At 35.5% G+C, this 26,603-nt stretch carries 24 protein-coding genes; 4 read left to right on the forward strand and 20 right to left on the reverse strand.

Annotated elements, in window-relative coordinates:
* The 3 genes from KF896_10755 to KF896_10765 are packed head-to-tail and all read left to right on the forward strand — an operon-like array spanning position 1 to position 1,715.
* Positions 1–387 (forward strand): nitrite reductase (NAD(P)H) small subunit, encoded by a 387-nt coding sequence (locus KF896_10755; protein ID MBX3044185.1) that lies wholly within the window; start codon positions 1–3, stop codon positions 385–387.
* Complete coding sequence (queG, locus tag KF896_10760) at positions 375–1,334, forward strand: tRNA epoxyqueuosine(34) reductase QueG (protein ID MBX3044186.1); 960 nt, start codon at positions 375–377, stop codon at positions 1,332–1,334. The genes KF896_10755 and queG overlap by 13 nt, the downstream gene beginning before the upstream one ends.
* Before the next feature lie 15 nt (positions 1,335–1,349).
* Positions 1,350–1,715 carry a cupin domain-containing protein gene (locus KF896_10765; GenBank protein MBX3044187.1) on the forward strand — a complete coding sequence of 122 codons (366 nt, stop codon included), beginning with the start codon at positions 1,350–1,352 and terminating at the stop codon, positions 1,713–1,715.
* 143 nt (positions 1,716–1,858) lie between these two features.
* Here the strand turns inward: KF896_10765 and KF896_10770 are convergent, their stop codons facing one another.
* From KF896_10770 to KF896_10830, 13 genes are all read right to left on the reverse strand, one after another.
* Positions 1,859–2,488, reverse strand: a complete 630-nt coding sequence (locus KF896_10770) for a class I SAM-dependent methyltransferase (GenBank protein ID MBX3044188.1) — start codon at positions 2,486–2,488, stop codon at positions 1,859–1,861.
* 426 nt (positions 2,489–2,914) lie between these two features.
* Positions 2,915–4,294 carry a hypothetical protein gene (locus tag KF896_10775; GenBank protein ID MBX3044189.1) on the reverse strand — a complete coding sequence of 460 codons (1,380 nt, stop codon included), beginning with the start codon at positions 4,292–4,294 and terminating at the stop codon, positions 2,915–2,917.
* 21 nt (positions 4,295–4,315) lie between these two features.
* Entirely contained in the window at positions 4,316–4,714 is a 399-nt protein-coding gene (locus KF896_10780; GenBank protein MBX3044190.1) for a hypothetical protein, read from the reverse strand.
* Positions 4,715–4,723: 9 nt separating this feature from the next.
* Positions 4,724–5,683 (reverse strand): PorV/PorQ family protein, encoded by a 960-nt coding sequence (locus KF896_10785; GenBank protein ID MBX3044191.1) that lies wholly within the window; start codon positions 5,681–5,683, stop codon positions 4,724–4,726.
* 24 nt (positions 5,684–5,707) lie between these two features.
* Positions 5,708–6,121 carry an acyl-CoA thioesterase gene (locus KF896_10790; protein MBX3044192.1) on the reverse strand — a complete coding sequence of 138 codons (414 nt, stop codon included), beginning with the start codon at positions 6,119–6,121 and terminating at the stop codon, positions 5,708–5,710.
* Positions 6,121–7,074, reverse strand: coding sequence for a ParB/RepB/Spo0J family partition protein (locus tag KF896_10795; GenBank protein ID MBX3044193.1), 954 nt, complete (start codon positions 7,072–7,074; stop codon positions 6,121–6,123). Before KF896_10795 ends, KF896_10790 begins: the two co-directional genes overlap by 1 nt.
* Complete coding sequence (locus KF896_10800; protein MBX3044194.1) at positions 7,071–7,853, reverse strand: ParA family protein; 783 nt, start codon at positions 7,851–7,853, stop codon at positions 7,071–7,073. Before KF896_10800 ends, KF896_10795 begins: the two co-directional genes overlap by 4 nt.
* Positions 7,841–8,437 carry an NUDIX hydrolase gene (locus tag KF896_10805; GenBank protein MBX3044195.1) on the reverse strand — a complete coding sequence of 199 codons (597 nt, stop codon included), beginning with the start codon at positions 8,435–8,437 and terminating at the stop codon, positions 7,841–7,843. Before KF896_10805 ends, KF896_10800 begins: the two co-directional genes overlap by 13 nt.
* Positions 8,438–8,500: 63 nt before the next feature.
* Entirely contained in the window at positions 8,501–9,046 is a 546-nt protein-coding gene (locus KF896_10810) for an isochorismatase family protein (GenBank protein MBX3044196.1), read from the reverse strand.
* Positions 9,047–9,057: 11 nt separating this feature from the next.
* Positions 9,058–9,540: a type I restriction enzyme HsdR N-terminal domain-containing protein gene (locus KF896_10815; GenBank protein ID MBX3044197.1), complete on the reverse strand. Its 483-nt coding sequence runs from the start codon at positions 9,538–9,540 to the stop codon at positions 9,058–9,060.
* Positions 9,518–10,006 carry a hypothetical protein gene (locus tag KF896_10820; GenBank protein ID MBX3044198.1) on the reverse strand — a complete coding sequence of 163 codons (489 nt, stop codon included), beginning with the start codon at positions 10,004–10,006 and terminating at the stop codon, positions 9,518–9,520. Before KF896_10820 ends, KF896_10815 begins: the two co-directional genes overlap by 23 nt.
* 68 nt (positions 10,007–10,074) lie before the next feature.
* The gene (locus tag KF896_10825; GenBank protein MBX3044199.1) at positions 10,075–10,455 is read right to left on the reverse strand and encodes a YraN family protein; all 381 of its coding nucleotides are present in this window, start codon (positions 10,453–10,455) and stop codon (positions 10,075–10,077) included.
* Positions 10,448–11,974: an amidophosphoribosyltransferase gene (locus tag KF896_10830; GenBank protein ID MBX3044200.1), complete on the reverse strand. Its 1,527-nt coding sequence runs from the start codon at positions 11,972–11,974 to the stop codon at positions 10,448–10,450. The genes KF896_10825 and KF896_10830 overlap by 8 nt, the downstream gene beginning before the upstream one ends.
* Before the next feature lie 253 nt (positions 11,975–12,227).
* Here KF896_10830 and KF896_10835 point away from each other — a divergent pair, with 253 nt between their 5' ends.
* Entirely contained in the window at positions 12,228–16,736 is a 4,509-nt protein-coding gene (locus KF896_10835) for a choice-of-anchor I family protein (protein MBX3044201.1), read from the forward strand.
* 204 nt (positions 16,737–16,940) lie between these two features.
* Here the strand turns inward: KF896_10835 and KF896_10840 are convergent, their stop codons facing one another.
* The 7 genes from KF896_10840 to KF896_10870 all read right to left on the reverse strand — a co-directional run bounded on the left by KF896_10840 (position 16,941) and on the right by KF896_10870 (position 26,543).
* A complete protein-coding gene (locus tag KF896_10840; GenBank protein MBX3044202.1) occupies positions 16,941–18,233 on the reverse strand; it encodes a glycosyltransferase in 1,293 nt (430 codons plus the stop codon).
* A gap of 16 nt (positions 18,234–18,249) precedes the next feature.
* On the reverse strand, positions 18,250–19,377 hold the full coding sequence (locus KF896_10845; GenBank protein ID MBX3044203.1) for an aminopeptidase P family protein: 1,128 nt from the start codon (positions 19,375–19,377) through the stop codon (positions 18,250–18,252).
* 20 nt (positions 19,378–19,397) lie between these two features.
* Complete coding sequence (gene guaB, locus KF896_10850) at positions 19,398–20,864, reverse strand: IMP dehydrogenase (GenBank protein ID MBX3044204.1); 1,467 nt, start codon at positions 20,862–20,864, stop codon at positions 19,398–19,400.
* A gap of 142 nt (positions 20,865–21,006) precedes the next feature.
* Positions 21,007–21,426, reverse strand: coding sequence for an ATP synthase F1 subunit epsilon (atpC, locus tag KF896_10855; GenBank protein ID MBX3044205.1), 420 nt, complete (start codon positions 21,424–21,426; stop codon positions 21,007–21,009).
* Between the two features lie 9 nt (positions 21,427–21,435).
* A complete protein-coding gene (atpD, locus tag KF896_10860; GenBank protein ID MBX3044206.1) occupies positions 21,436–22,842 on the reverse strand; it encodes a F0F1 ATP synthase subunit beta in 1,407 nt (468 codons plus the stop codon).
* Between the two features lie 249 nt (positions 22,843–23,091).
* Entirely contained in the window at positions 23,092–25,566 is a 2,475-nt protein-coding gene (locus KF896_10865; protein ID MBX3044207.1) for a penicillin acylase family protein, read from the reverse strand.
* Positions 25,557–26,543 (reverse strand): NAD(P)-dependent oxidoreductase, encoded by a 987-nt coding sequence (locus tag KF896_10870; protein MBX3044208.1) that lies wholly within the window; start codon positions 26,541–26,543, stop codon positions 25,557–25,559. Before KF896_10870 ends, KF896_10865 begins: the two co-directional genes overlap by 10 nt.
* Positions 26,544–26,603: the final 60 nt, after the last annotated feature.

A 26,603-nucleotide genomic window follows, 5' to 3' on the forward strand; every position in this document is an offset into this window, starting at 1 on the left:
ATGATTAATATAAACAACACGGTAAATTTTGAAGGAAAGGAATATCTTAGAGTTTGTTCTTCTGAAGAAGTTTACGAAGGTAAAGGCAGGCAGATTTTATTCGATGGTGATGAAGATTTTCAACTTGCAGTCTTCAGGGTGAAAGGCAGGCTTTATGCATTGGATAATATATGTCCTCACCGACACGCAGACAGAATATTCGAAGGTATAATTAAAGATTTGACTGTTATGTGCCCTCTTCATGGATGGACTTATTCACTTGATAACGGACAGAATGTTAACTCCCGTCAAGGAATCAAAAGTTTGAAAAATTATGAAGTATTTGAAAAAGACAATGATGTCTATGTCCAAAAACCGGAATTTGAAGTACCTAAATGGAGGAGATAAACCACGGTAAATATAAACTTAAATCTATACTTAAAGACAAAGCCCTTGAGCTTGGTTTTCAGCAGCTTTCTGTAGCTGATTACAGAGTTCTAAAGAATGAAATTAGGAATTATAACAAATGGCTTTCAGAAAATATGAATGCCACTATGAATTGGATGGAAAGGAATATTGAGAAAAGAGAAGATATCAGACAAATCATTCCTGAAGCTAAGTCTGTAATTGCACTTGCCCACAGCTATTTTACAGGTAATATACATCCGAAAGTTCAACAAAATGAATCAGGAAAAATTTCGAGGTATGCTTGGGGAAGCGATTATCATGATATTCTAATCAATAAAATGAGATTATTAGAAAATGAAATATTAAATTTTGAACCTTCTGCCCGGTTAAAATCTTATGTTGACACAGGTCCGCTTCTTGAGAAGCAATGGGCTTCAATTTCAGGGCTTGGATGGCAGGGGAAAAACAGCTTGATTATCAACAAGAATTTCGGCTCGTATTTTTTTATTGGAATAATAATTACAAATCTTGATTTACCGTCTGACCCTATGGCGAAAGACTTTTGCGGTACTTGTACTAGATGTATTGATGCTTGCCCTACAAAAGCAATAGTAAACGATAAAGTTGTTGACTCACGAAAGTGCATATCATACTGGACAATAGAAGCAAAACCTGATATTGAAATTCCGGATGGAATTGCCACGAATTCAAAAAACTGGATTTATGGCTGTGATATTTGTCAGGAAGTTTGTCCATGGAATAAACATAAGCCGGTCATAACTTCTGAATCATTGTTCAAATCAAGATTAGAGGACGGCTCTTTATTAAAAAAGGAAATTGAGAATATGGAGCAGCAAGATTTTAGCCGATTATTTAAAAATTCACCTGTTAAAAGATTAAAAATTGCAGGCTTGAAACGAAACGCTAATTCAATTTTAAAATATTAATTATTTTGAGGAAAAATGAAATATCAGCCGGTAAATATTGATGAAAAATTTAAATTATTTTCTGAGCATTGGTCTCCGAAGATAATTGCTCAAATTAACGACTATCACATCAAAATTGCGAAAATTCAAGGCGATTTTGTTTGGCATAGCCACAATGACACAGATGAATTGTTTATGGTAATTGAAGGTAGCCTCAGAATTGATTTTCGTGATGGGGAAGTGAATCTGAACAAAGGCGATTTGTATATTGTTCCAAAAGGTGTTGAGCATAAACCTTACGCCGGTCAGGAATGTAAAATTCTGCTTATTGAGCCGAGCAGCACTATTAATACAGGCGAAGTAGAAAGTGAATTAACCAAAAAAGTTTTAGAAATAATTTGATTAATTCATCTTATAGCGAAATTATCAGTAAAAATTTGTTTGCAGTTCTATATATTTTATAAGGCGTATGGGATGATAATTGTAATAATTAATTTTGAAATACTCAGTATTATGTCTTAACCCTTCGATTTATTCGTGTTGTGTCAAGTTTTCTGTAATTTTCTGAAACTGCAAAAAACAAAGTTTTGAATTGTATCGAACGGTGTTATATGGTCAACAGTTATGCACTTTATTTTTTCAAAGAAATTTTTCAGTCGTTCGGTCATGGTTGTTTCAGAATATTGTTTGATTTCTATTCCGCTACATTTTTTCGGTCCTTGTTCAGAAAAAGTCCCAATCACCAAAATACCTGTTGGATTAATAGATTGACGGGCAGTTTCTAAATAGCCTGAAATATCTTGTTCGTCTGTCAGAAAGTGGAATGCGGCTCGGTCGTGCCAAAAGTCATATTTCTCTGTCAGCTTGAAAGTCGCTGCATCTGCAACTATCCATTTTACGTTTTTTGCTCTGTCCACAAGTCGCTGTTTTGCTCTGTCAATAGCAGCCGCTGAAATGTCAAGCACTGAAATGTCATGATAACCTAAGTCCAGCAAATGGTCAACTAAAAAGCTGTCACCACCGCCAATGTCAATCACTTTTGCAGTTGTAGGAATGTTGTATTGTTTAAAGAAGTACAAAGAGGTTTCCGGGGTCGGTTGAAACCAACTAACGTCTTTCAGCTCTTTTGTTTGATAGACATTCTCCCAATGCTTTTTTCGGTCAAATTTTTCCATTATTTCTATGTTTTTTATGTTTGTTTATTGTCTGTCTGAGCGAAGTCGAAGATTATAAAACTCACTTCGGCTGGACTCAGTGTATATTTTTTTTCTTTATCATAATTGATTTCAAAATGTCAGATTTCTTTTTTTTGGATTTTGGAGAATAAATGAAATCAAAAGCTAACATATGGTGTTCCGGCAGAATACAGCTTATGTCTATTGTATTCAGGTTTTGCATAACCATACTAACTAATTAATAAATAGGATAATCATAAAAACGAATTTAATGATTTTGTATTATTTGAAAGTAAATATCAGGAAGTAATATTTATAAATATTTCTTTTTGTTTTATAAGCCACTCCGCAATAGTCTTGGTGTGGCATTTTTATTGAATTACAAACCAGCGATTTCAGACAATTATTTCAACAAAATAAATATTCTTATCTGATTCCGAGTTCTGTAGATAATCTTGGGAAAGAATATACAGGATTTCCACTTGTGTCAATATTGATTTCACCTTTCATTTCTATAACAAGTCTCTCAAGAATTTTCTTGACTACAGATTGTAATTTTGGGTTGATGCCCGTAACGCTCATAATATCATCAAACCTGATACTGCGACTGTGATTTCGCACGAAAGCTCCAATGAGCTTCTTTCTAAGGATGTTTTGTTCACGTTTATTGTTATTTCTTTTTACGATAAAATATCTCACAATCGGAATTGCAAAAAATATTATCGAAAACACCAGAGGAAAGTATCCTAAGCCTATTGTTAAAAATGGACTTACTAATGCTTCTGAGGAAATAATCTCACCGGCTTCATTTACATAAGTAAGCTGCTGAGCACCTGAAAATACAGATGTAAGAAAGATTGACATAATAAGATTGAATGAATTCATCGCAATTATACCGACATTTTTTCCGGTAGAATTTCCCGTAAATTCATAAGGTGGATCAACTTCATCTTCATAAAATACAATTTTGCCACCTTTGAGCTCATCACTTGATGAATTCAGCATATCATGAAATTCACCAATCAAAATGCCGTCATTATTGACATACAAGTCTCCGCTGTATCGGGAGGCATATTCAGCCAAACGTTCTTCAGCGACGTCATAGCTAACACCAGTTAGGGTAACGATGTGTCCGGCAGTGATTTTCCCGTTGTTTTTGCGAATGAATGCTGCTGCTTCCTTGTGATCATCAAGAGGGTCGTACTCAGGTCTTTCCGGACCGAAAACAAAACTGTAAACAGACTGAATGAAATTTCTGCCTTTATTCTTTTCGGGCTGATAATGTTTAAAGCGGTTGCCATAAGAATCTGTTTGGTATGAGAATGTACGCATCCACAAGTGTATTGTAAATGCATCCATAATACCTCTGAATAATCCGCCGACAATCGGACCGATATCTATACCACCACCATTGTCGTTATCCCCCTTGCCACTAAACCTTAAAGCTAATAAAATAAGTACAAATATCACAGTATAAAATACAAGCACAACACCAATTGATGCCTTGTAAACAATTTTGAAAATCTTCCAGAACCAGTTCATGAATTGTTGAAAAAGTTCTTTAAATGTTTTCTTTCCACGCTTTTGTAAGGGATAGTTGAATTTAAAGACTAACTTTCCGGTATTAGAGTCCATCGAAACTCTCGCAGTATAAAGTTCAATTAGCCTTGCCATTGCATCATTAATTTGTTGCAACGAAAAACCTGTCTCTGCTGATAAATCAGCCGGAGAGACTTTACCTTTGGTACGTTTTAATAGTTCTTCAACTTTCAGAACAACTTGTCTGTCGGAATCTTTAGCCTTCATAATAGAGCCATATTATTGATTTTACTTACCTTCATTCTCTTTTGCAGATAAGATAACCGCATCTACAAATCGCTTGTATTTCTCTACATCAGCACCTGTAATTTTCCCACGCTCCATAAATTGCAGTAAATTGGAAGCTATAGCAGCAGGAATATCAAAACTTACCGGATTATTAAGTGCAATGTTTTCTTTTTGAATTTGCTCTACATAAGGTTTGAGAACATTTTTTACTTCAATTAATGCATCAACTTCGCTACCACGTAATTCAATTGTATTGAGTAGTTGATTTGCAAAAATTAAATCCATTGCAAAAACTTTGGGCTTCAGTATTTTTATTTGGTTATTCTGAGCCTGTAAAATATTTGCATTCATCATCATTAATGAAGCAAACATAGCGATAATTAAAATTTTATATCTCATAATACTTTATTAAAATAATTTATTAACATTTAAACTAACTGAAAATCTATGTAAATTGGCATTTGAACCATATCTTGAAAATCCGTAATCGAAATTGAAGTCTTCAAAAGTAAGTCCCAACCCGGCTGAAATTCCTGTCAGCCCTTTGTCTGCTTCCGGCGCTGTAAATGTACGGATTTGGTTGTCATATCCAAGTCTTACCTGCACAACTTCGCCAAAATAAAATTCCCCGCCAAGCGAAAAACTTTTAAATTTATCAAAAAATGAATCAGTATCATCGGCGAGATGATGAAAATTAAAATTGAAAAGAAGAGGCAGTCCTCTCAAACGGTGATTAACGCCAATTCTCAAATCCAGAGGCAGTGATTCATTTTGGTTTGAGATAGTTGTAAGTTGCATTCCGGCATGAAGAACAGACAGCCCGATATTTGTTCTTCCATCACGTAGTCTGTAAAGAAGTCCGGCATCAACAGCCATAGCAGATGTCGAAACTTGCTCAATACCTACAAAAATATATTTCAGAGTAACACCATAGAAGAAATTTGTATCAAGCTCATCTGAATACGATACACCAATGGATAGATCATTGGCTCCAAAAGTGCCTCGGTTTCTATTGCCAAGATTATCGGCATAATCAAAACTGCCGTAGGAAGTAAATCCAATATTCGCAGCCAAAGTACCTGTACCTTCAAGTGCGTGAACATAATTTACATTGCCGGAGTTAATATCGAGTACATGCTTAAGAAATGTAGCTGAAGCCTGATGATTTTCAACAGTCGAAATAGTAGCAGGATTGAAAAAAACTGCCGTAGGATCGTCTGTCATGGTTGTAAATGCCCCTGAAAGTCCGGCTGCTCTTGCACTCTGTACATATCTCAGAAAATTGAAAGGTGTATCTACAGATAAAAGACTGGCTGTATTAGTTATAATTAATACTATACTCAATATTATTATTTTTATTCCCGGCATATTAAATTACCTTTCTTTTGTAAATTAAAGATTAATTGACGAAATAGAGTCCAAAAAAATTTTTGGAGGCTTAACAACACGCCTTGTTTCTCTTGTAACAAACATATGAGAAGTAAAGCCTTCGCTAATTTTTGTTTCATCTCGATAAATTTCGTAATCAAATTTTAATATAGGTCCTCCGGTAAAATTCAAAGATGTCCTGATTTCAAGATAATCATCAAAATAAGCTGGTGAAATGTATCTTGCATAAGCGTCACGAAGTGGCAGCAAGTAGCCGGCATCTTCCAAATCACGGTATCTTATGCCATACTGACGCATTATTTCATTTCTTCCAACTTCAAAAAATGCCAAATAATTTCCATTGTAAAGATAGCCCATACGGTCTGTATCAGCATATCTTACTCTTGCAAAAGTCGAATGTACAAGATTAATTTCCATTAGTCCATTCGCTTATTGATAATTTCAAATAATTCTATAAGACGTTCCAAATCATCTGCTGAGTAAAATTCAAATTCAATAGTACCACTCTGTTTGGTTTTAGGTGTAATTCTAACTTGTGTGCCAAAAGATTTCCTTAGATTATCAGCTTTTTCTGTCAATACAGCCTTAACTTCAGGGCTAATAATTTCCTTCTTGGATATGCTTTTTGATTTAATTCCACCTTGTGACTGATTTGATTCAATTTGTTTAACCAAAGATTCTGTATCACGTACTGAAAGTTTTTTGGAAATAATTTCATTTCCAGCCCAAATCATCTTGGCTGTATCGCCAAGAGCAAGCAAAGCTCTTGCGTGACCCATTGAAATATCCTTAGCTCTGAGTGCTTCCTGAAGATTTTCAGGTAATTTCAATAGTCTTAGGAAGTTTGTAATAGTCGAGCGGTCTTTTCCAACACGCTCAGCAACCTGCTCCTGAGTATAATTAAATTCCTCAATTAATCTTTTGTATCCGTGAGCTGTCTCAATGGGATTGAGGTCTTCTCTTTGGATATTCTCAATCATAGCCAGCTCAAGCATCTGTATTGATGTATTTACATCAAGCACATAAGCAGGTATTGTTTCAAGTTCAGCTAATTGATGTGCACGAAGTCTTCTTTCTCCGGAAACAAGCTCGTAACCGTTGAGTGACCTTCGCACTGTAATCGGAGTTATTAATCCATGCTTAAGAATAGATCGTTTTAATTCATCTAAGGAATCAGCATCAAAGTCTTGTCTCGGCTGATAAGGGTTTGCTCTGATTTGAGATACTTCAATACTTGAAAGTATGTTTTTACCGACATCTTCACTATCTTTTGTTACAGAAAATCCTGTTTCAGCATGAAATTCAACTGATGGAATCAATGCGCCAAGACCTTTTCCGAGACCGGGTTTAATTTTTGTGGATTTGGTCATTTTGATTTTAACAAATCCTTATTTTTTTCAACAAGTTCTTTAGATAATTCGAGATAATTTTGAGAGCCCGAGCAAAGGGCATCGTATAGAATGACAGGTTTACCGTGACTTGGAGCTTCGGAAAGTCGAACATTACGTGTAATCAAAGTACTGAAAACCTTCTTGCCGAAGTGACGACGAACTTCTTCCACGACCTGATTTGAAAGCCTCAGCCGTGAATCATACATAGTTAGAAGTACGCCTTCTATTTCCAAATCATGATTTAACTGATACTGGACTATGGATATTGTGTTCAAAAGCTGCCCGAGTCCTTCGAGAGCGTAGTATTCGCACTGCACAGGGATCAGGACAGAGTCCGATGCTGACAGAGAATTCAAAGTAAGAAGACCAAGCGAAGGGGGGCAGTCTATAATAATAAAATCGTATTCGTCCCTGACTTCATCCAGTATTTTTTTTAGAATTAATTCGCGGTGCTTAATACCAACCATTTCAATTTCAGCACCTACCAGATTGATATGCGAAGGTACAAGCGAAAGATATGGCATTTCAGTCTTGATTATGGACTCGCGTATATTTCTGTCACCGACAAGAACTTCATATATTGTCTTATCCGAGCGTTTTGAATCTACTCCAACTCCTGCTGAAGCATTAGCTTGCGGGTCAATATCCACAAGGAGAACTGAATACTCGGAAGCGGCAAGCGAAGCCGCTAAATTGACCGACGTAGTCGTTTTGCCGACACCGCCTTTTTGATTTGCTATTGAAATTACCTTACCCATTCACTCTGCTTTGTCAAATAATCGTATTTTAAAAAAAAGAAGAAAAAAGCATTCAATATTATGGCATGATTAATTTTACCTGACTGAATCATACTTTTTACTTCACCAATACTAAATTCTTTTATGTTAATTATCTCGTTATGATCTAAATTCTGCTGAAATTCTCTTTTGCAATCTTTCCAAACAAAAGTAGTACATTTGTTATTCAAAAAAGCAGGATTTGGAAGAACTTCGCCAATTTTCTCAGCTTTACCGATACCTAAGTAACCTGTTTCTTCAATACATTCCCGCATAGCAGCATCAGAAAAATCTTCACTTGTTTCAGCCATACCACCCGGCAGTTCGAGAGTTATGTTGTCAGTTCCATGACGATACTGCTCGACCATTACAATTTTTCCTTCAGTAGTAATCGGGATTATATTTACCCAATTTGGAGAATCAAGCACAACAAATTCAGAGTCAGTTTTAGTTAGAGGATTTAATCTCCTTTTCATCCTGACCCGGAAAATTTTCAAATCACTTACGAATCTATCTTCTAATGTCTGCCAGATTTCAACCAAAATAATTTTTTTCTTAATTTGCAAAATTACGTAACTACAAAAGTAACATTTTTTGACGTGTTTTTATAGTTTAGTTTTTGACTTTTTTTATTTAACAATTTTTGATATGGCTTTAAACTCTTCAGTACCTGAAATTCTGGTGAGTTCAAAAAGCAATGATTCGCTGCTTGTAACAATTGCACCTTCATAACCGGCACGAACAATTGCGAGAGTTTTGTCATTTGGATTTCGTGATGAAATGCAGTCTTCGACAAGTACAGGAATATAACCCATTGCTACTGCATCAATTACAGTTTGAAGAACACACACATGGGATTCTATACCGAAAATTATGAGGTGGTCTCTCGAAAGACCCATAAATTCAGCTTGAAAATCAACATTATCCAGACAACTGAATTCAGCTTTTTCGATATGTCGGAATTCATTTCCAAACAGTTCTTTAAGACTTTCGATTGTCTCACCAAGTCCCTTTGTATATTGCTGTGTAATTAGAATTGGCACTCCCAATACCTGCAATCCTTTTACAAGTTTAATAATATTGCTCTCCAATTCTTCATTTGCATCAATATGAGGAAACAATTTTGACTGAACATCAACCATGACTGCTACACAGTCTTCTCTTTTAATTCTCATTTTAAGTCCATCTATTTATAAGCAGGAATATAATTCAAAATTTCAAATTTATTATTAAGATAATCAATTTGCATTATATAATGAGTTAAACCGTTTGTAACTATAAGATATTTTACTTTTAGTAATGAATTATACATTGCAATCTGTGCAAAAGGGCTTCTTTTAATAACAATGTCAGCAGACTTACATTCTACAATTATTTCGGGTCCAAGATTTTTGTCAAAATAAACAATATCGCATCTTTTTTGAGAATTACCAATCTTTACAGTTTTCTCAAGTTTAAGCCTGCTTTGCGGATATTCCAGATATTTAGTTAAATACACAGCAAAATTCTGCCTTACCCATTCTTCAGGTGTTAATTTAATATATCTTTTGCGAAATTGGTCGTAAATTTCTGCACAGCCGAAAGAATCCTCCCTGAATTTGAAACTATATTCAGGAAGATTGAGTTTGGGTAGTTTGTCAATATCATTAATGTTCAGCGGGACAGGCATTACAATTCAAATATTGATTAGAAGGTTTTGGAATAATTTCAATTCTGTCTGCAATAATGCAAGGTGTCGTACCTAAATTGTTAGTAACTCCATTAACTGTGCCATTAATTTTTATCCAGGTGCTGTCGGCTAAGTATAAATCAGTCATTGGTTTTATATATATTGTTACGGGACTTGCGTGCGCTAAACAGCAAGTAACAAAAATTCTCTGAAGCAGAAGATTTCCATTTTCCACCGGATAACTTGTATCGCGACTGATATAGCCTATTGTACAAATATTTTCGCCAAATTTTCTCTCATCATAAAATGTTGATAAAACTTTGTCCAGTGTATAATAGGGGTAATCAAAATCTCTGATATACTCAGGATCAAATCTGTCTGGTATTCCTTTCAGAATGTCATCTGATGAATTCGTTGAAAGGAATGGAATTAAAAATATTGCGAGATATATGGCAAGTTTTTGCAATTCTGAAATTCTAAATAATTATCGAAAAATCATTATTTTATTTACGTATTAAAAGGTAAATTATTTAATCAGAAAGCATTTTCGATATGTGTAATTTCAGGAGTGTCACGGCGAAGGTCAATTCCGATGAAATCAAATCTGCAGTCGGCATTTTCAATTTTATTAATATATAAATATCCTTTAGCCGCATGGTAAATAGCTTTTCTTTTCGCAGGCGGTACTGATTCTATAGGGCTTCCGTATTCAAATGATTTTCTTGACTTTACTTCGAAAAAAACTATAGTATTTCCATCTTTTGCGATTATATCAATTTCGCTGCTTCTTCCGAATTTAAAATTTCGTTTAATAATTTCATAACCCTTGTTAAGAATGAATTCAGAAGCAAGGGATTCGCTTTCAGTCCCTTTGCTTCTTGTAGATTGCATCTCTTTAGAGCTAATATTATTCATTTGTATTTACTTCTATATTCTGGTCTTCTATTTCAATTGGATAATCGCCTGTAAAACAAGCTGTGCAATAACCGACACCTTTATCGTCCGGTACGGATTCCATCAGCTTCTCTGTGGATAAATAATGCAGTGTATCCACACCGAGAGCATCGCCAATTTCTTTCTCAGACTTATAATAATTTGCAATCAACTCTTCTTCACTTGGGAAATCCATTCCGTAATAGCAAGGGTGCTTAATTGGCGGCGAAGTAATTCTCATATGAAGTTGCTTAGGGTTGGCTTCGCGTACGAGTTGAACAAGTGCTTTTGAAGTAGTACCTCGAACAATGGAATCATCAACAAGAACAACAGTCCTGTTTTCAATTATTCCTTTGACAGTATTGAATTTAGCTTTGACCTTGAATTCTCGGTTATTCTGTCCTGGTGCGATAAATGTTCTGCCGACATAATGACTTCTAATAAGTCCTAATTCAAATACTGTTGGACTTGATACCTGCGAGTTCACTCGCGCAAAACCGATTGTTGCAGTATTGCCGCTGTCAGGGACAGGTACTGCTCGAATTTTATCATCAGCATCAAAAACAGGGCTTTCTTCAGCCAAATTTTTTCCTAATTTACGTCTGACTTTATCAACTGAATGTCCGAAAATCTTGCTGTCCGGTCTGCTGAAATAAATATATTCGAAGATGCAATGTCTTGCTTCGGGTGTCTCCTCAGCAATTTTGTAGCTTTTAATTTTTCCTGTTTTCTTGGTTTCTTCATCAATCACAACAATTTCATTATGATGTACCGAGCGAACATATTCAGCACTTACGATATCAAAAGCGACTGATTCAGATGCAACAATATAAGCATAGCCATCGTCGGTTTTAATTCTGCCTATGCTCAGAGGTCTGACGCCGTGTGGGTCTCTTGCAGCAACAAGCATATTGTCTGTCTGAATTACCACAGAATAAGCTCCACGGGTTTTACGAAGGGCAGAGCAAATTTTTTCAATAATCGTATTTTCTCTACTTTTGGCAATTAGATGCAGAAAAAGCTCGGAGTCTGTAGTTGTCTGGAAAATTGAGCCCTCATCAATTAATTGCTTTCTAAGAGTACGAGTGTTTGTCAAATTTCCATTGTGAGCAAGACTGAGTATTCCGGAGCTGTATATCATATTGAAGGGCTGTATATTTGCAGATGAAGATGAGCCTGTTGTCGAATACCTGTTATGACCAACTGCCATATCACCTTTTAAAACATCAGTCAGAATTCCCGGCTCTGAAAATACATCAAGTACCAAGCCTGAGCCTCTTTTATATGCAAATTTTTTCTTCTTTTTTTCTTCGTCGTAATATATGGATGTTAAACCACTGGCTTCCTGCCCACGATGCTGAAGTGCATGAAGTGCATAATATGTTATTATTGCAGCTTGTGGATGACCGTAAACACCTACTACGGCACAATTAGGTCTGGCTTTGTCCAAATCAATTTTTGGAACTTCAATAGACGGATTGTTTGGATGAAATCTTTTCATTTACTAAATAGTAATTTAAATAAAATACAAAAATAATAAACCAAAATTTAATAATAGAATTTATTAGAAAATAATTCTATTCTTACTATATATTATTTATTATAAAATGGTTTTTGTTGACTTCAAATGCAAGAATAAACATATTTATAATTAACTCATAATTAACTTAGGGAAAATAAAAGATTTATAATTCAACATTACTTTTGTAAAGATATTTTTAAACAGTTTTATAAAATTTTTAGGATTTTTCTTTATGGTAATTAGAAGGTTTCTTATACTTTCAATGATGTTATTAGCAACATCAATCCTCTCTCACTCACAGGTTCTGGTTCACTACTGGAATTTTAATGACCCCACAAATCTTGCCACACTAACCACCCCTTACTCAATGCTGAACGGAGCAGGTATTACTCATATACCCGGGGGAATTAGTCAGATTGATGTAGCTGGAGGCACAGGTCAGAATTTCAATGTAGATAACCTTAATGCCAGATTTGGTGATGCATCAGGAAATCATTTAAGATTCAATGACCCAATTGGAGGTGCATTAGTATTTTCATTACCTACAACAGGATTTTCTGATGTAGTAGTAAAATATGCCACACGTCGTTCAGGTTCAGGTGCCGGCTGGCAGATAGTTCATTACACAACTGACGGGCAAAATTATATTGTTTTAGATACAATACTTCCAAATAATGGTAACCCTACTTTAATTACTTTAGATTTTTCTGCAATCGAAGCAGTAAATGATAATGCTGATTTCAAAATTAGGTTTACTTTCGAACAAGGTCCCGGTGGTACGGTTGGTAATAACCGTTTTGATAATTTTACTCTCGAAGGAATTTCTGAAGAAGGCGACATTTTCCCACCGGTTGTTACTTTTGCCCCAGTCAATAATGCTATTGAAATTCCGGTAAATGTTAAACCGACTATTACATTCAATGAAAACATCAGGTTGGTAAATAATGCAGAAATAAATAATTCAAATGCTGCTTCAGTAATCATTTTCAAAATGAATAATGCCAATGGAAGTAACGTTCCTTTTACAGCAACATACAGCGATAAAGTATTAACAGTAATACCAAATCAAAATTTAGCTAATAGTCAAACATATTATCTTGCACTAATAGCAAATTCAATCGAAGACTTCAGCGATAATGCAATTGAAGATGTTCAGTCAATCCAATTCACTACAATTTCATTGCAGACTCAATTCAACAAAGGCGATTTGATTCCTGTTGCTTATAGAATGAACTCGACTGGCACACCAGATGAAATAGCACTTTTAACTACAGTTAATATATTACCCGGCACAAAAATCAATATTACTGATGCTAAATATACAGATAATGCACAGTCACAGTGCAGCGGCGGTATTGTATGGACTGCACCACAGAGCGGAATTCCTGCCGGTACAGTAATTCAGATTCAGAATGATGATAATATTGCCAATTTTGGTACAGTTACCGGTTCATCTTTTGGTCTTAGTTCAAGTGGGGATCAGGTAATTGTTTATACTGGTACAGCACAGAATCCGAACTATATCACAGCACTTTCTTCTAACGCATGGATTGCTAATAATACTACTTGCGGCGGTAGTCTTTCAAAAATTCCCGCCGGATTGACTGATGGAATAAATTCAATTAATTTAAGCACAGCACCAGATAATGTCAATGGTAATACAGTTAATGCATTTTATAACGGACCTCAGAATTTACCTTTCAATCAATTAAGACCATTAATATTAGACCCTCAAAATTGGGTTGGAACTGCATCAGGAACTCCTGCACAGGTATGGCCCTCATGGGCATTCCCAGGACCACCAACAGTTGTTGAAGTAACTGTTATCAATTACAACACAATAAGGGTAGTATTCAATAAAGATATGAATGAAGCATCGGCGACTAATATTAATAATTTCACAGGTGTAAACGGACTTGCAGCTATTACAAGAAGCAACAACGGTAACTTGCGTGATACATTATGGTTAAATTACAGTGGTTCATTTCAATCCGGAAATAATTATACTCTCACAATTCAGAATGTAATGGATAGCGAAGGTCAGGTTATGTTCACTCCTTACTTATTCAATTTCAATTATGAAACAAAAATTTCATTTGCAAGCAACTTCTTGGTATTTGAAGAAGATGATATTTTTGCAAAAGTAGTATTGAAAATTGAAAATCCTTCAAATGCAAGCGTGAATTTAGTTCCAAAACCTGCACCATTCAGTACAGCAACAGTTAACAGTGATTTCACTTTCAATACTCAAACTATCAATATTACTCCTACAAGCAATTTGGAACTTACTTTTAATATTCCGATTATTAATGATAATATTCCGGAAGATGATGAATATTTTGTATTAAGTCTTGAAAATGCAAACGGAGTAACAATTAGCGGTTTCAACTATGCTACTATTTACATAAGAGATAATGACACAAAAATAGTTGCTCCAAAAGATGAACTTCAACTTACATATATTGGTAGCTTTGATGCTGACCCTGCTACAACAAGCACAACAGAAATAGTAGCTTATGACCCGATAAGTAAAAGATTATTCCTAACATCTGCTATTGAAAATCGCTTTGATATTTCTGATTTTTCTAATCCTTCAATTATTCAGAAAATTAAATCTATTAATATGACTCCTTACGGCGGTATTACAAGTGTTGCCGTAAATAATGGTGTTGTTGCAGTTGCAAGCCCAAATGCAGATGAAACTCTTCCGGGTAAGGTAGTTTTTTTTGATACCGATGGTAACTATTTAAATCACGTTACTGTGGGTTCGCTTCCAGATATGGTGGTATTTACTAATGACGGAAAAAAAGTATTGACTGCTAACGAAGGTCAGCCAAATAATGCTTATACTATTGACCCTGAAGGTTCGGTAAGTATTATTGATATTAGCGGCGGTATTCAAAATTTAACACAGAATAATGTAACTACTCTGGATTTCACACAGTTTAATGCAAATGAAGCTGAGTTGATTGAATCAGGTGTCAGAAAATTAAAGAAATCAAGTACGTTATCGCAAGACCTTGAGCCGGAATATATAACTATATCTGCAGATAATGAAAAAGCATGGGTAACATTGCAGGAAAATAATGCTATAGCTGAAATTAATCTTACCAATAATTCAATTTCTTCTATTTGGGCTTTAGGTACAAGAAGTGCGATGATTACCGGAAATGGTTTTGACGCTTCAGACAATAATAATGAAATTCTGATTGCTAATTGGCCCGTGAAATCATTCTTTATTCCTGATGCAGTTTCATCATTTTCACAAAATGGTACAACTTTCCTTGTTACTGCAAATGAAGGTGATGAAAAAGAATTTTCAGCTTTAAATGAAAGAACTACAGTTGGTAATAATAATTACAGACTGGACCCTAATGTATTTCCTAATTCAGATGTATTGAAACAAAGCTATAATCTTGGAAGATTCAGAGTCTCAAATCTACATGGTGATGCTGATGGTGATGGATTTTATGAAGAAATTTACAGTGTTGGCACCCGCTCATTCTCAATTTGGAATTCTGATACTAAATCATTAGTATGGGATTCAAAAAACGAATTCGAACAAATTATTGCTAAACATCCGCAATATAAATCAATTTTCAATGCTGATAACGGTGGAAGTTCAACTCCAAAAGCAAGAAGTCGTGCAAAAGGTCCTGAGCCGGAAGGTGTTGCTCTTGCAAGAATTGGAAATGAGCATTATGCGTTTATTGGTCTTGAAAGAGTTGGTGGTGTGATGGCTTACAATATCACAAATCCAAATAATCCGTATTTTGTTGATTATCACAACAGCAGAATTGAAACAAATAATGGCGACCTTGCTCCTGAAGGAATAATCTTCATAAATTGGGATGAAAGTCCTGATGGTAACAACTATGTTCTTGTAGCTAATGAAATTAGTGGTACAGTTTCAGTTTATCAGATTATTACTAAACCTGAAATAAATCTTAATACGGTTGTTGCTTGCAAAAATCAAGCTGCTGAATTAGGAAACAAAATTGGTAATAATATTGTCAGTATAATTAATGGTTCAGGGGATTATTCTTACACATGGTCACCTTCAGCAGGACTTATTAATGCAGGTTCTGGTAACCCGATTGTTGCAAATCCACAGTATACAACCTATTACACTCTAACTGCTAAAGATAATGTAACAGGAAAGACAGCTCAGGGTATGGTAAAATTGGAAGTATCCGCTTCACCAATTTTGAATACTCCATTGATTGTGCGACATCCAAAAAATACAGTTCTCGATTTATCTTCAATCACTGATGGAAATATCTCAAGCGGCTTAGCTCCTTACTCTGTTTTATGGAATGATGCTAATGGAAATATCATTGAAGATATTATGATTATTCCTCAAATCGGTACAAATCAGTATTTCGCAACGGCAATTGATGACAATGGATGCTTCTCTGCAACCAAAAGAGTTGTTGTTTATGTCAGTCCAAGAAAAGATGCTACCGAAGAGGATATTGCATTTGGTGTAAACGGTGAAATAGTGCTTGAAACTTATCCCAACCCGGTTAATGATATTATGATTGCAAATTTCGGACTTTCAACTTCGAGTGCTGCTAAGTTAATTATCAGTGATATGACTGGTGCAGAAATCTTGATTAGCAATATCAATTCTTTAGCGGATAATTTCGAAATCAATCTGAGTAAATTATCTTCAGGTGTATATTTCATTACTGTCCAAACTGAAAGCGACAAAGTTGTGAAAAAATTCATAAAGCGATAATTTATTTGAAATATGTAAAATAAAATCCCGATTGTAATTTACGATCGGGATATTATTTTTTACAAAGTAAGACTATTTATTTTATTCGAAAGATAAGTAATTCTTAAAAGATTGAGACGCGAAAAACCTGTATTTGATTTTTTTAAAATAGAACCGGATTTATAAGTAATGACTGGGATGATGTATATTAATCAAGTCTTAGCATTACATTTTTGAGTGTAATGAAAGTTGTCTTGCCAACTGTGCTGTGATATGTTTTCGATTATAATTATCGGCGTTATCTTTATCAGGCTCCGGAAGATTTGAATCTTTCCATAATAAATAGATTTTTTTCACAACCGAAGAAATTTCTTTGACTTTTTTATTATCAACAATGAATCCTGCTTTAGTATCTTTAACAATAGATGATATCTGACCCTGTGGACCGAGATATAAAATTGGCTTCATAGCTCCAATGTATTCGTAGAGTTTGCCGGGTGTACGTATTGTATCATTTACTGTAAGCCATAGAACATTTGATTCAATCAGATTCTGAACGGCTTCTTTGTGATTCAGGTATCCTGTCAGAGTGCATATATTAGCAACTTTATATCTTTTAATAAGTCTCGTGTGAGAGGGTCTCATTAAGCCTACAAAACGTAGTTCGATTTCATCAGTTGCATCAGGATAATCTTTTAGAAATAAGTTTATGGCTTTAAGAAAATACTTTGGAGTCCGGTCATCCTGAAATAAGCCACTATGTGTAAATACGAGTTTGCGTGTATTAATTGTAGCAGGAATATTTACGAAATCCTCAGGGTCATAACCGTGAGGGAGTATTACAACATCGTCGTGCGATAGGAAACGGTACCTTTTTAAAAGTAGTTCCTTAGCATACCTTGTAATTACAAAAGCTCGTTCTGATACTGTCAATACAGATTTTTCCAGTTCAATATTATAATTCTTATGCCACAATGTCGGATAGAAATGAAAAGGATTATCCACCCAATTATCGCGATAATCAATTACAAATGGTATATCATACTTTTCTGAAAGTTCTTTGGCAATCAAAAAGCTGGTAAATGGTGGAGCCGTAGCAAAAATTATTTTAATATCATGCTCCTGAATTATTTTTTCAGCTTCTTTAAGAGCAAACTTTTTCCAATGAATCTTTGAATCAGGTTGCTTAAAAAACCTAACGATAGCAGCTCCAATTCTTTGTTTGAAATAATTAGGAAATTTACGTGGTTTACTTTTGATTTTGGATTTACGCTTGGATTCAGGGACTTTGAATATTTTGACAATATCAGGAATTTCCTCAAGAAGTGTATCGTCGTAAGCATAATAATCAGAATTTTCCGTAGTTAAAACTACCGGATTCCAACCGAAATCCGGAAGATATTTAACAAATTTGAGTGTCCTTTGTACACCACTAAGTCCCATAGGCGGGAAATAGTAAGCTATTACCAGCGCATTTAGATTGCTTTCGGGAAAAATATCATCCACTAATTCAGACATTCTATTTTTTTCATTATCAAATAACATCAATTTCTTCAGGGGCGGCAAGAAGCAATTCGCCACCATTCTTTGAGACAAGGAAAACATCCTCGGCTCTTATACCATATTTATCACCCATATAAATTCCCGGTTCGACGCCTATAACACATTCTTCCGGAATCATTTGTTCGGTTACTTCATAAGAAATTATTGGCTGCTCAATCGGCTGAAGACCAATGCCATGGCCAAAACCATGCTTGAAATATTCGCCATAACCATCTTTCATAATAGAGTTGCGGCAAATTGAATCAAGATTCTTAGCAAACATTCCGGGTCTTACTTCTTTAAGAGCTAAACGACGGGCTTTTTTTAGTGATTCATAAACTGATTTATGCTCTTTGGTAACTCTGCCCATTGCAACAGTACGAGAAACAGCTGTGCCGTAACCTTTATACTTAACACCAAAGTCAATAATGACAAGTTCTTGTTTTTTGATTTTCTTTTCAGACGGATTACCGTTAACTTGAGCACATCTAGGACCGGAAACGACGATTATATCCTGCGGCTCACCTTCAGAGCCGTGAAGACGACACTGATGGGAAATTTCATTAGCAACTTCGATTTCGGACATTCCAACTTTAATAAATCCAAGCATATACTTATAAACTTGCTCAGAAAGCACAAGTGATTTTTTTATACAATCAAGCTCTTCGGGATCTTTGGGCTGAGTAAAGCGTGAAACAAGGTCATCAGCAGGTTTGAATTTTATGGGTCTTATTTTATTGCGAATTTCGACTGCTTCAGAGTATGGCATAGAATCGGCTTCAAAACTTATACCCTGAACACCTTTCAGAACTTTATTTTTAACCAGATATATCCATGGATCGCGAGTAATATGCGTTTTCAAATTTGGTAATTGATAAAGCTCGTCCTTGATTTGTTCTTCATAAGTATCATCAGTAACGAAATGGATTTCATTTTCCATTATGAAAAGTAAAGCATTTGAGCCAGAAAAGTTAGTAAGATATCTTATATTTGGCATAAAGCTGACAGCAATAGCTTCAGATTTTTGCTCTTCAAGAGAAAATCTTAGCTGGTCAAGTCTTCTATCCACAATTTTAGGATACTTATTTGTAGTCTGCTGATTTATAATCTTTTTCGCCATACAGATTTAGCCATTAATAATTAAACAAAGTAATTTGGTGATTCTTTAGTAATAGAAACATTATGCGGGTGAGATTCTCTTAATCCGGCATTTGTGATTCTGTTAAATTTTGCATTCTTTTTCATTTCCTCGATATTTCGACAACCGCAGTATCCCATAGCTGAGCGTAATCCGCCAATTATCTGATAAATAGTATCACTCATTGAGCCTTTGTAAGGTACTCTTCCTTCGATACCTTCCGGAACAAATTTATTGATTTCATCCTCAGCATCCTGAAAATATCTGTCTGCAGAGCCTTGGCTCATTGCTCCAAGAGAGCCCATACCACGATAAATTTTATAAGCACGACGCTCATAAATGACTTTCTCTCCCGGGCTTTCTTCGTGACCTGCAAGCATATTGCCAATCATTACTGAATCTGCACCAGAAGCAATCGCTTTAGCAACATCCCCTGTTTGTTTGATACCGCCGTCAGCAATAACGGGTATATCATATTGGGCTGCTACTTCGGCGACATTCATTATTGCTGATAGTTGAGGGACACCCACGCCTGCTACAATTCTTGTCGTGCATATCGAGCCCGGACCAATACCTATTTTGAGTCCATCAGCACCCGCATCAATCAATGCTTTAGCTGCATCGCCTGTTGCGATATTTCCACCAATAACCTGGAGTGTCGGATAAGTGCTTTTTATTCTGCTTACCATATTGAGAACACCGGCGGAATGCCCGTGTGCTGTATCTACAAAAACTACGTCAACACCTTTTTCGACAAGAGCTGCTATTCTGTCCATAGTATCTGGCGTTACGCCAAGTGCAGCGGCTACTCTAAGTCTGCCGCCCTCATCTTTGCATGCATTTGGATGTTTTTTCTTTTTTTCGATGTCTTTAAAAGTAATCAATCCTCTAAGTATATAATCATCATCAACTACAGGCAATTTCTCGATTCTCTGTTGCTTTAAAACAAGCTCGGCATCTTCAAGAGTTGCTCCAACCGGTACAGTGATGAGATTTTTCGTTGTCATAATCTCAAGGATTGGCTGGTTAGGATTTGGTTTGAATCTCAAATCACGATTAGTCACAATTCCAATTAGCTTTTTATTATCATCAATAATTGGAATACCTGAAATATGATATAATGACATCAGGTGCAAAGCATCGGAAACTTTTTTATCACTCGTCAGAGTAATTGGATTGCGTATCATACCACTTTCGGAGCGTTTTACTCTATCCACTTGCTCAGCTTGCTTTTCGATAGTAAGGTTCTTGTGAATTACACCCAAGCCACCCTCACGAGCAATAGCAATAGCCATATTTGCTTCCGTAACAGAGTCCATAGCAGCACTTATAACCGGAATGTTCAAAGAAATGCTTTTAGTGAGTCTTGTGCTGATATTTGTTTCACGAGGTAATACTTCTGAATATGAAGGAATCAGTAGAACATCGTCGTAAGTTATACCTTCATATAAAATTTTACCGTTATCCATAACTTGATTTAATTATGGCTTCATAAAAAGCCGAATTTTAAAATATAATTATATAGTTAGTAAGAAATCTTGTATATTCATTAATAGCGAAAATCAATTTCTATAATTCTAATATTTATAAATTATAAATACAAATACAGTATTAATTAACCCTTCTCATTGTAGCGGCTTTTAATTGAGCTTGCCTGTATGCCAGATTAGATGAAAATAACAGTTTATCGCTAATAGCAGAACTGACTGATATTTCATTTTTTAAATTGCCGATAGCTTCAATAACCTTATCTTTGTCAATTTCATCAGCATTGACTGCATTTTCAACTAAAATTGATACTTTATTATCATTGACCTCAACAAATCCAGTTCCTGCAGCAAAATAAACCAGCTTATTTTCGCTAGACATGATTTTGATCACTCCCGTATCAAGTGATGATACAATCGGTGCGTGATTGATTAAAACCTCAAAAGGCGAATACGAGCCAGGTACATTTACCGACACAGCGTCGCCTGAATAAACGACGCTCTGCGGTGTAATAATATCAACTTTTAAATATTTATCTGCCATAATGATTCTTTATTTTTGTTTCTTCCAGGCATCAAATACTTCATCAATTGTGCCTTTGTATTCGAACATAGTTTCAGGTATTTCGTCACATTCACCACTCAAAATGGCTTTAAAACCTGCAATTGTATCTGGAACTTTAACATATTTTCCTTCAAAGCCTGTAAATTGCTCTGCCACAGAGAATGGCTGCGAGAAGAATCTTTGAATCTTTCGAGCTCGGTAAACTGTCTGTTTATCTTCGTCCGAAAGCTCATCCATACCAAGGATATTGATGATATCTTGCAGATCTTTGTAAGTTTGCAATACTTTTATACAAGTGATAGCAGTTTTGTAATGTTCTTCACCAAGTACGAGCGGATCCATAATTCTTGAAGAAGAATCAAGCGGGTCAACCGCCGGATAAAGACCAAGTTCAGCAATCTGACGAGAAAGTACGGTTTTTGCATCAAGGTGAGTAAATGTATTCGCCGGAGCCGGGTCAGTCAAGTCGTCAGCCGGTACATAAACCGCCTGAACTGATGTGATAGAGCCTTTGTTTGTTGAAGCAATACGCTCCTGAAGTGCACCAAGCTCAGTTGCCAAAGTCGGCTGATAGCCCACAGCTGAAGGCATACGACCTAAAAGCGCTGATACTTCTGAACCTGCCTGAATAAAACGAAATATATTATCAATAAATAAAAGAACGTCTTTACCTTCTTCATCACGGAAATATTCAGCAATTGTAAGTGCGGTAAGAGCTACTCTCGAACGTGCTCCAGGCGGCTCATTCATCTGACCGAAAATTAGTGCCGTTTTATCAATTACACCTGATTCCTGCATTTCGAGATATAGGTCGTTACCTTCACGCGTACGCTCACCTACACCAGCAAAGCATGAATAACCGCCGTGGTGCTTGGCAATATTATGAATCAACTCCTGAATAATAACTGTTTTACCTACACCTGCACCACCAAAAAGACCTGTTTTACCACCTTTTGTAAATGGCTGAATAAGGTCAATTACCTTGATGCCTGTTTCGAACATTTCTTTAGTTGTAGTAAGATTTTCAAACTTTGGTGAAGGTCGGTGGATAGGATACTTGAGCTTGCTTTCGATTTCAGGTTTGCCGTCTATTGCACCGCCGATAACATTAACCATTCTGCCAAGAGATTCAGGACCAACAGATACTAAAATTGGTGAACCGGTATCTATCGCTGTCATACCGCGAACAAGACCATCGGTCGAGTCCATTGCCACTGTACGCACACGGTCCTCACCTAAGTGTTGCTGTACTTCGCAAACAAGTAGACTGTCTGTGCCGTCTTCTACTGATTTTCTGGGAATATGAACTGCATTCAAAACTGCAGGGATTTTGCCCTCAGGGAACTGAACGTCAACAACCGGTCCAATCACCTGAATTATGGAGCCTTCATTCATACTGCTTTTCTTACCTAAATAATTTATAAATGATTTTATTAGTCTTTTTTTAAAATGTGCTCTTTTAAGATTACAAAATTACGGAAATTTCGCCTAATTATCAAAAAACTTATGATTTTGTTGATTAAATTAAGTCGCTTTTTTTGAATTTTATTTTTTTTAGTGAGCAGTTTTATATTATGCAATTTTATTCAGGTCTTAATCAGGAAATTCAGAATCGTAATGAAGTATGATAATTAGAATATATTTTTAATGGAAAAATTTGTATATTAGATTAAAATCTTCAGGTGTCTGAGATATATCAAGCGGCAGAGTCACATAACCGCCATTGAGCCATATCTGCAACTGGTCGCTGAAATTAGGATGTATATGGTCACCTGAACTTCCACCCGGTACAGAAGAAAATATAAAATCTGTATTCATATCGGCAATAAATCGCATCGAAGGTCCCACACGGTGTTTATAGGGATTTGTAATATTCCACTCGGCATTATTGATTGTAGTATTATTGCCGCCCGTTTCGTAAGGACCAAGTGTTACAGCAGATTTCAAAAAATCTGATGAAGAGAATGGATGTTCCAGTGTAAGAGTGTGCATTTTACCGTATTGACGGTGTTCAATCGGAAGATTTCCAAAATATGAATTGAATTCATTGAGTGCATCTCTGAAACTTTTGAAAATAATAAATTCCTTATTTTCGACATTAGTAGTTCCCTGAATATCAAAAAGTGGTGAATCATACATTGAAATAAGACTTATAAGCTTTCTGGTTGGAAGGCTTGATACAAAAGCGTACTGTTTGTAAAGTCTATCACCCATCTCATCGTGAAAAGTATTAAAAATCAGCTTCTCGAAATAAAAAGTATAAATCGAAGCATGTACTGAAGCTCTTGATATGATATAGTCCCAATTTTTCATAATTTCCAAAAATTCAATCTCTTCAGGTTCGAGAAGGTTTCTATAATTATCAAGCACCGGAATGCAAATGTTCATTAATTCTTTTGCATAGACTGAGTAATAGTCATTCTGCATAAACTGTGCTGTTCTGGAATTATAGACATCCGACTCGCCAAGCAGCTCAATAATTCTGCGATAGCGTGCATCAGGTTCCCAATAATTTGAAACAAACAAATCCTTTTTATCGCTCAGTTTATTATTTGCAGAAGCAATAAAATTTTCTTTGGGATTTAATTCTTCAAAATTATTTTCTTGCAATCTGACAAGGCTCTTCCAGCTATAATTGTCTATCCATGCAGGATTCGGAAGATTTGGATTGCATTTGGTTTCTCGTAGAGGAACATAACCCGCAGAAATTACACCAATGTTGCCTGTCTTGTCTGCATAATGAAAATTCAATCCCGGCGCCGACCAATGCCTGAGGGCATCACGAAAATCATCAAATGTTCGGGCAGAATTTAATTTATAAAGGGAAAATAGTTCATCTCCGATAGATTCACCTATCCATTTGAATGACAATACTATATTGTTATACATACCCTGAGAGCTGCCATCGGTCGAAAATTTCAGGAATAATGAAGGATCGGACAGAATATGAAAATCACTTATTATAAATGAATTACCGGTTTTCCTTTTATAATATATCTCCGGTTCTTTTCCTGCAATTAAAACTGTATCAACAATATAAGTAATCTTTTTTAATGTTGAATCATTAATATAATAGTTTTCTTGCTTTTCGTCAAGTTTTTCAACAAAATAGTCAAATCCGTCAACCATAATATTCGTAACGCCCCAGGCAATATGTTTATTCCTTCCTGAGAGGATTAGTGGAAGTCCGGGAACAGTCAGCCCAATTGCATCAATATCACCCGATTTAATTTTCATTTGCATCCATCGAGCAGGAATTCCAAGAAGAAGGTGAGCATCATTTGCAAGAATTGCAGAGTTGCCTGTTATAGAGTCAATCTTTTTAAAACTCCAGCAATTACTGCCGGCTGATGAGCCTCCGAATCCAAGTATTTCTTTAATTTCAAAAACTTCGTTAGAAAAGCTGCTTCGATTTCTTCCCTTCTTTTCGTCAATTATTTCAGGAAAATTGAATACAGCAAAATTGTTGTCATCATCAGGTAAAAGTAGCTTTGCTTTATCACTTCCAAGTTTTTCGAATAGTTCGCCGAAAGTAATATCAGACCAAATGCTTAAGGACAATTCAAAAGTCAGCAGTCTGCCAATCATTAGAGAATGATAAGGCTGCCAGGGCTCGGGTTTGTATGACAATGCATTGAATTCAAGTGGCAGGCGAGAATGATTGTTTTCGATGAAATAATTCACGCCTCTGGAATATGCATCAAGAATACTCCTTGATTTACCCGAAATCGAGTCGTAATTCCGTTTTGAAATTTCAGCAATATCAAAACAACGCATGAATTTATCAACTTTAACAGTTGTTTCTCCAAAAATTTCTGAAAGTCTGCCTTCTGAAAGCCTGCGATAGTAATCCATTTGCCATATTCTCATACTTGCCTGATAATATCCAACAGCAAAGAATAAATCTTCTTCATTTTCAGAATAAAAATATGGAATGCCGTAAAAATTTGTATAAATTTCTGCTTTTGATTTAATATGCTCAGTTTTGTAACTTTTCGTGCCTGTTACTACAGAAACATTGATGAGTTTATAAACAAATACAATAAAAGCTATAGCAATTATAATGATTGATACAACCAATGCTGTCACGCGGCGATAATGGAAAAACTCTAAAGCCATTTATTCTCTTTATACCAGTCAAATGTTAATTTTACAGCTTCATTAAATGTATAATTTTGTTTGAAACCGAAATCTCTTTTAGCTTTATCGGCTTTGCAAGTCCAGTACTGGCAAATAAAATCTTTTGATTTATCCTTATCAAATTTGGGATGTACACCAAAAAGCCCGAATAAAAATTCACTTGAAATGCCAACTGCTCTTACCACCGGCTCCGGTACTTTTACTTTAAAATAAAAGGATTTATTCATCTGGGCTTTGAATACATCGGAAATATAATCCCAATCATAAAATTTGTCATTTGTAAGGAAATACGTGTTGTCAACTGCTACCGGACACAAAGCTGCCTGAACTGTTCCCTTTACTAAATCATCAACAAATATTAAACTAATATATTTTTTACTCATTCCCATATGGGCTGCAAAACCAAAATACATCATTTTGAAAAGTCCGTATATTGCGGTATCTCTGGGACCAAAAACAGCAGGTGGCTTAATGATTGTATATGGAATTTTACCTTTAAAAGCCATAACTTCATCTTCAGCGAGTTTTTTACTTAGCCCGTAAGATGTAATTGGATTGCGAGGTGATTCTTCATCCACGGGATGTTCAAAATCAGGAGAGGGACCGGTTGCAGTCTGGCTTCCCATATAAACAAATCGTTTTAATCCGGGATTATAATCATATGCCGCATTTAGTAACATCTGCGTACCGAGAGTATTAACAATTTGAAAATCTTTCTTATTCTTTGCAAAATTCAAACCGGCAACATGAAAAATATAATCTACACCTTCAACAGCAATTTTTAAATTTTCCTTGTTTTCGAAATTTCCTTCAACTATTTCATATCCTTTATTTTTCAACCATTTGATATTATTGGGATTACGTACCATACACCTGACTTCAAAACCCTCTGATGACAGCTTATCTGCGATATGACTTCCAATAAAACCTGTTGCTCCTGTTACAAGTGCTTTCAATGTAATTCGTTTATACTTAAATTAAAAAATGAAAATCTAATAAGTACTAAAATAATAAAA

It is taken from the genome of Ignavibacteriota bacterium (genome assembly GCA_019637995.1).
Classification (GTDB): Bacteria; Bacteroidota; Ignavibacteria; order Kapaibacteriales; family UBA2268; genus JANJTB01.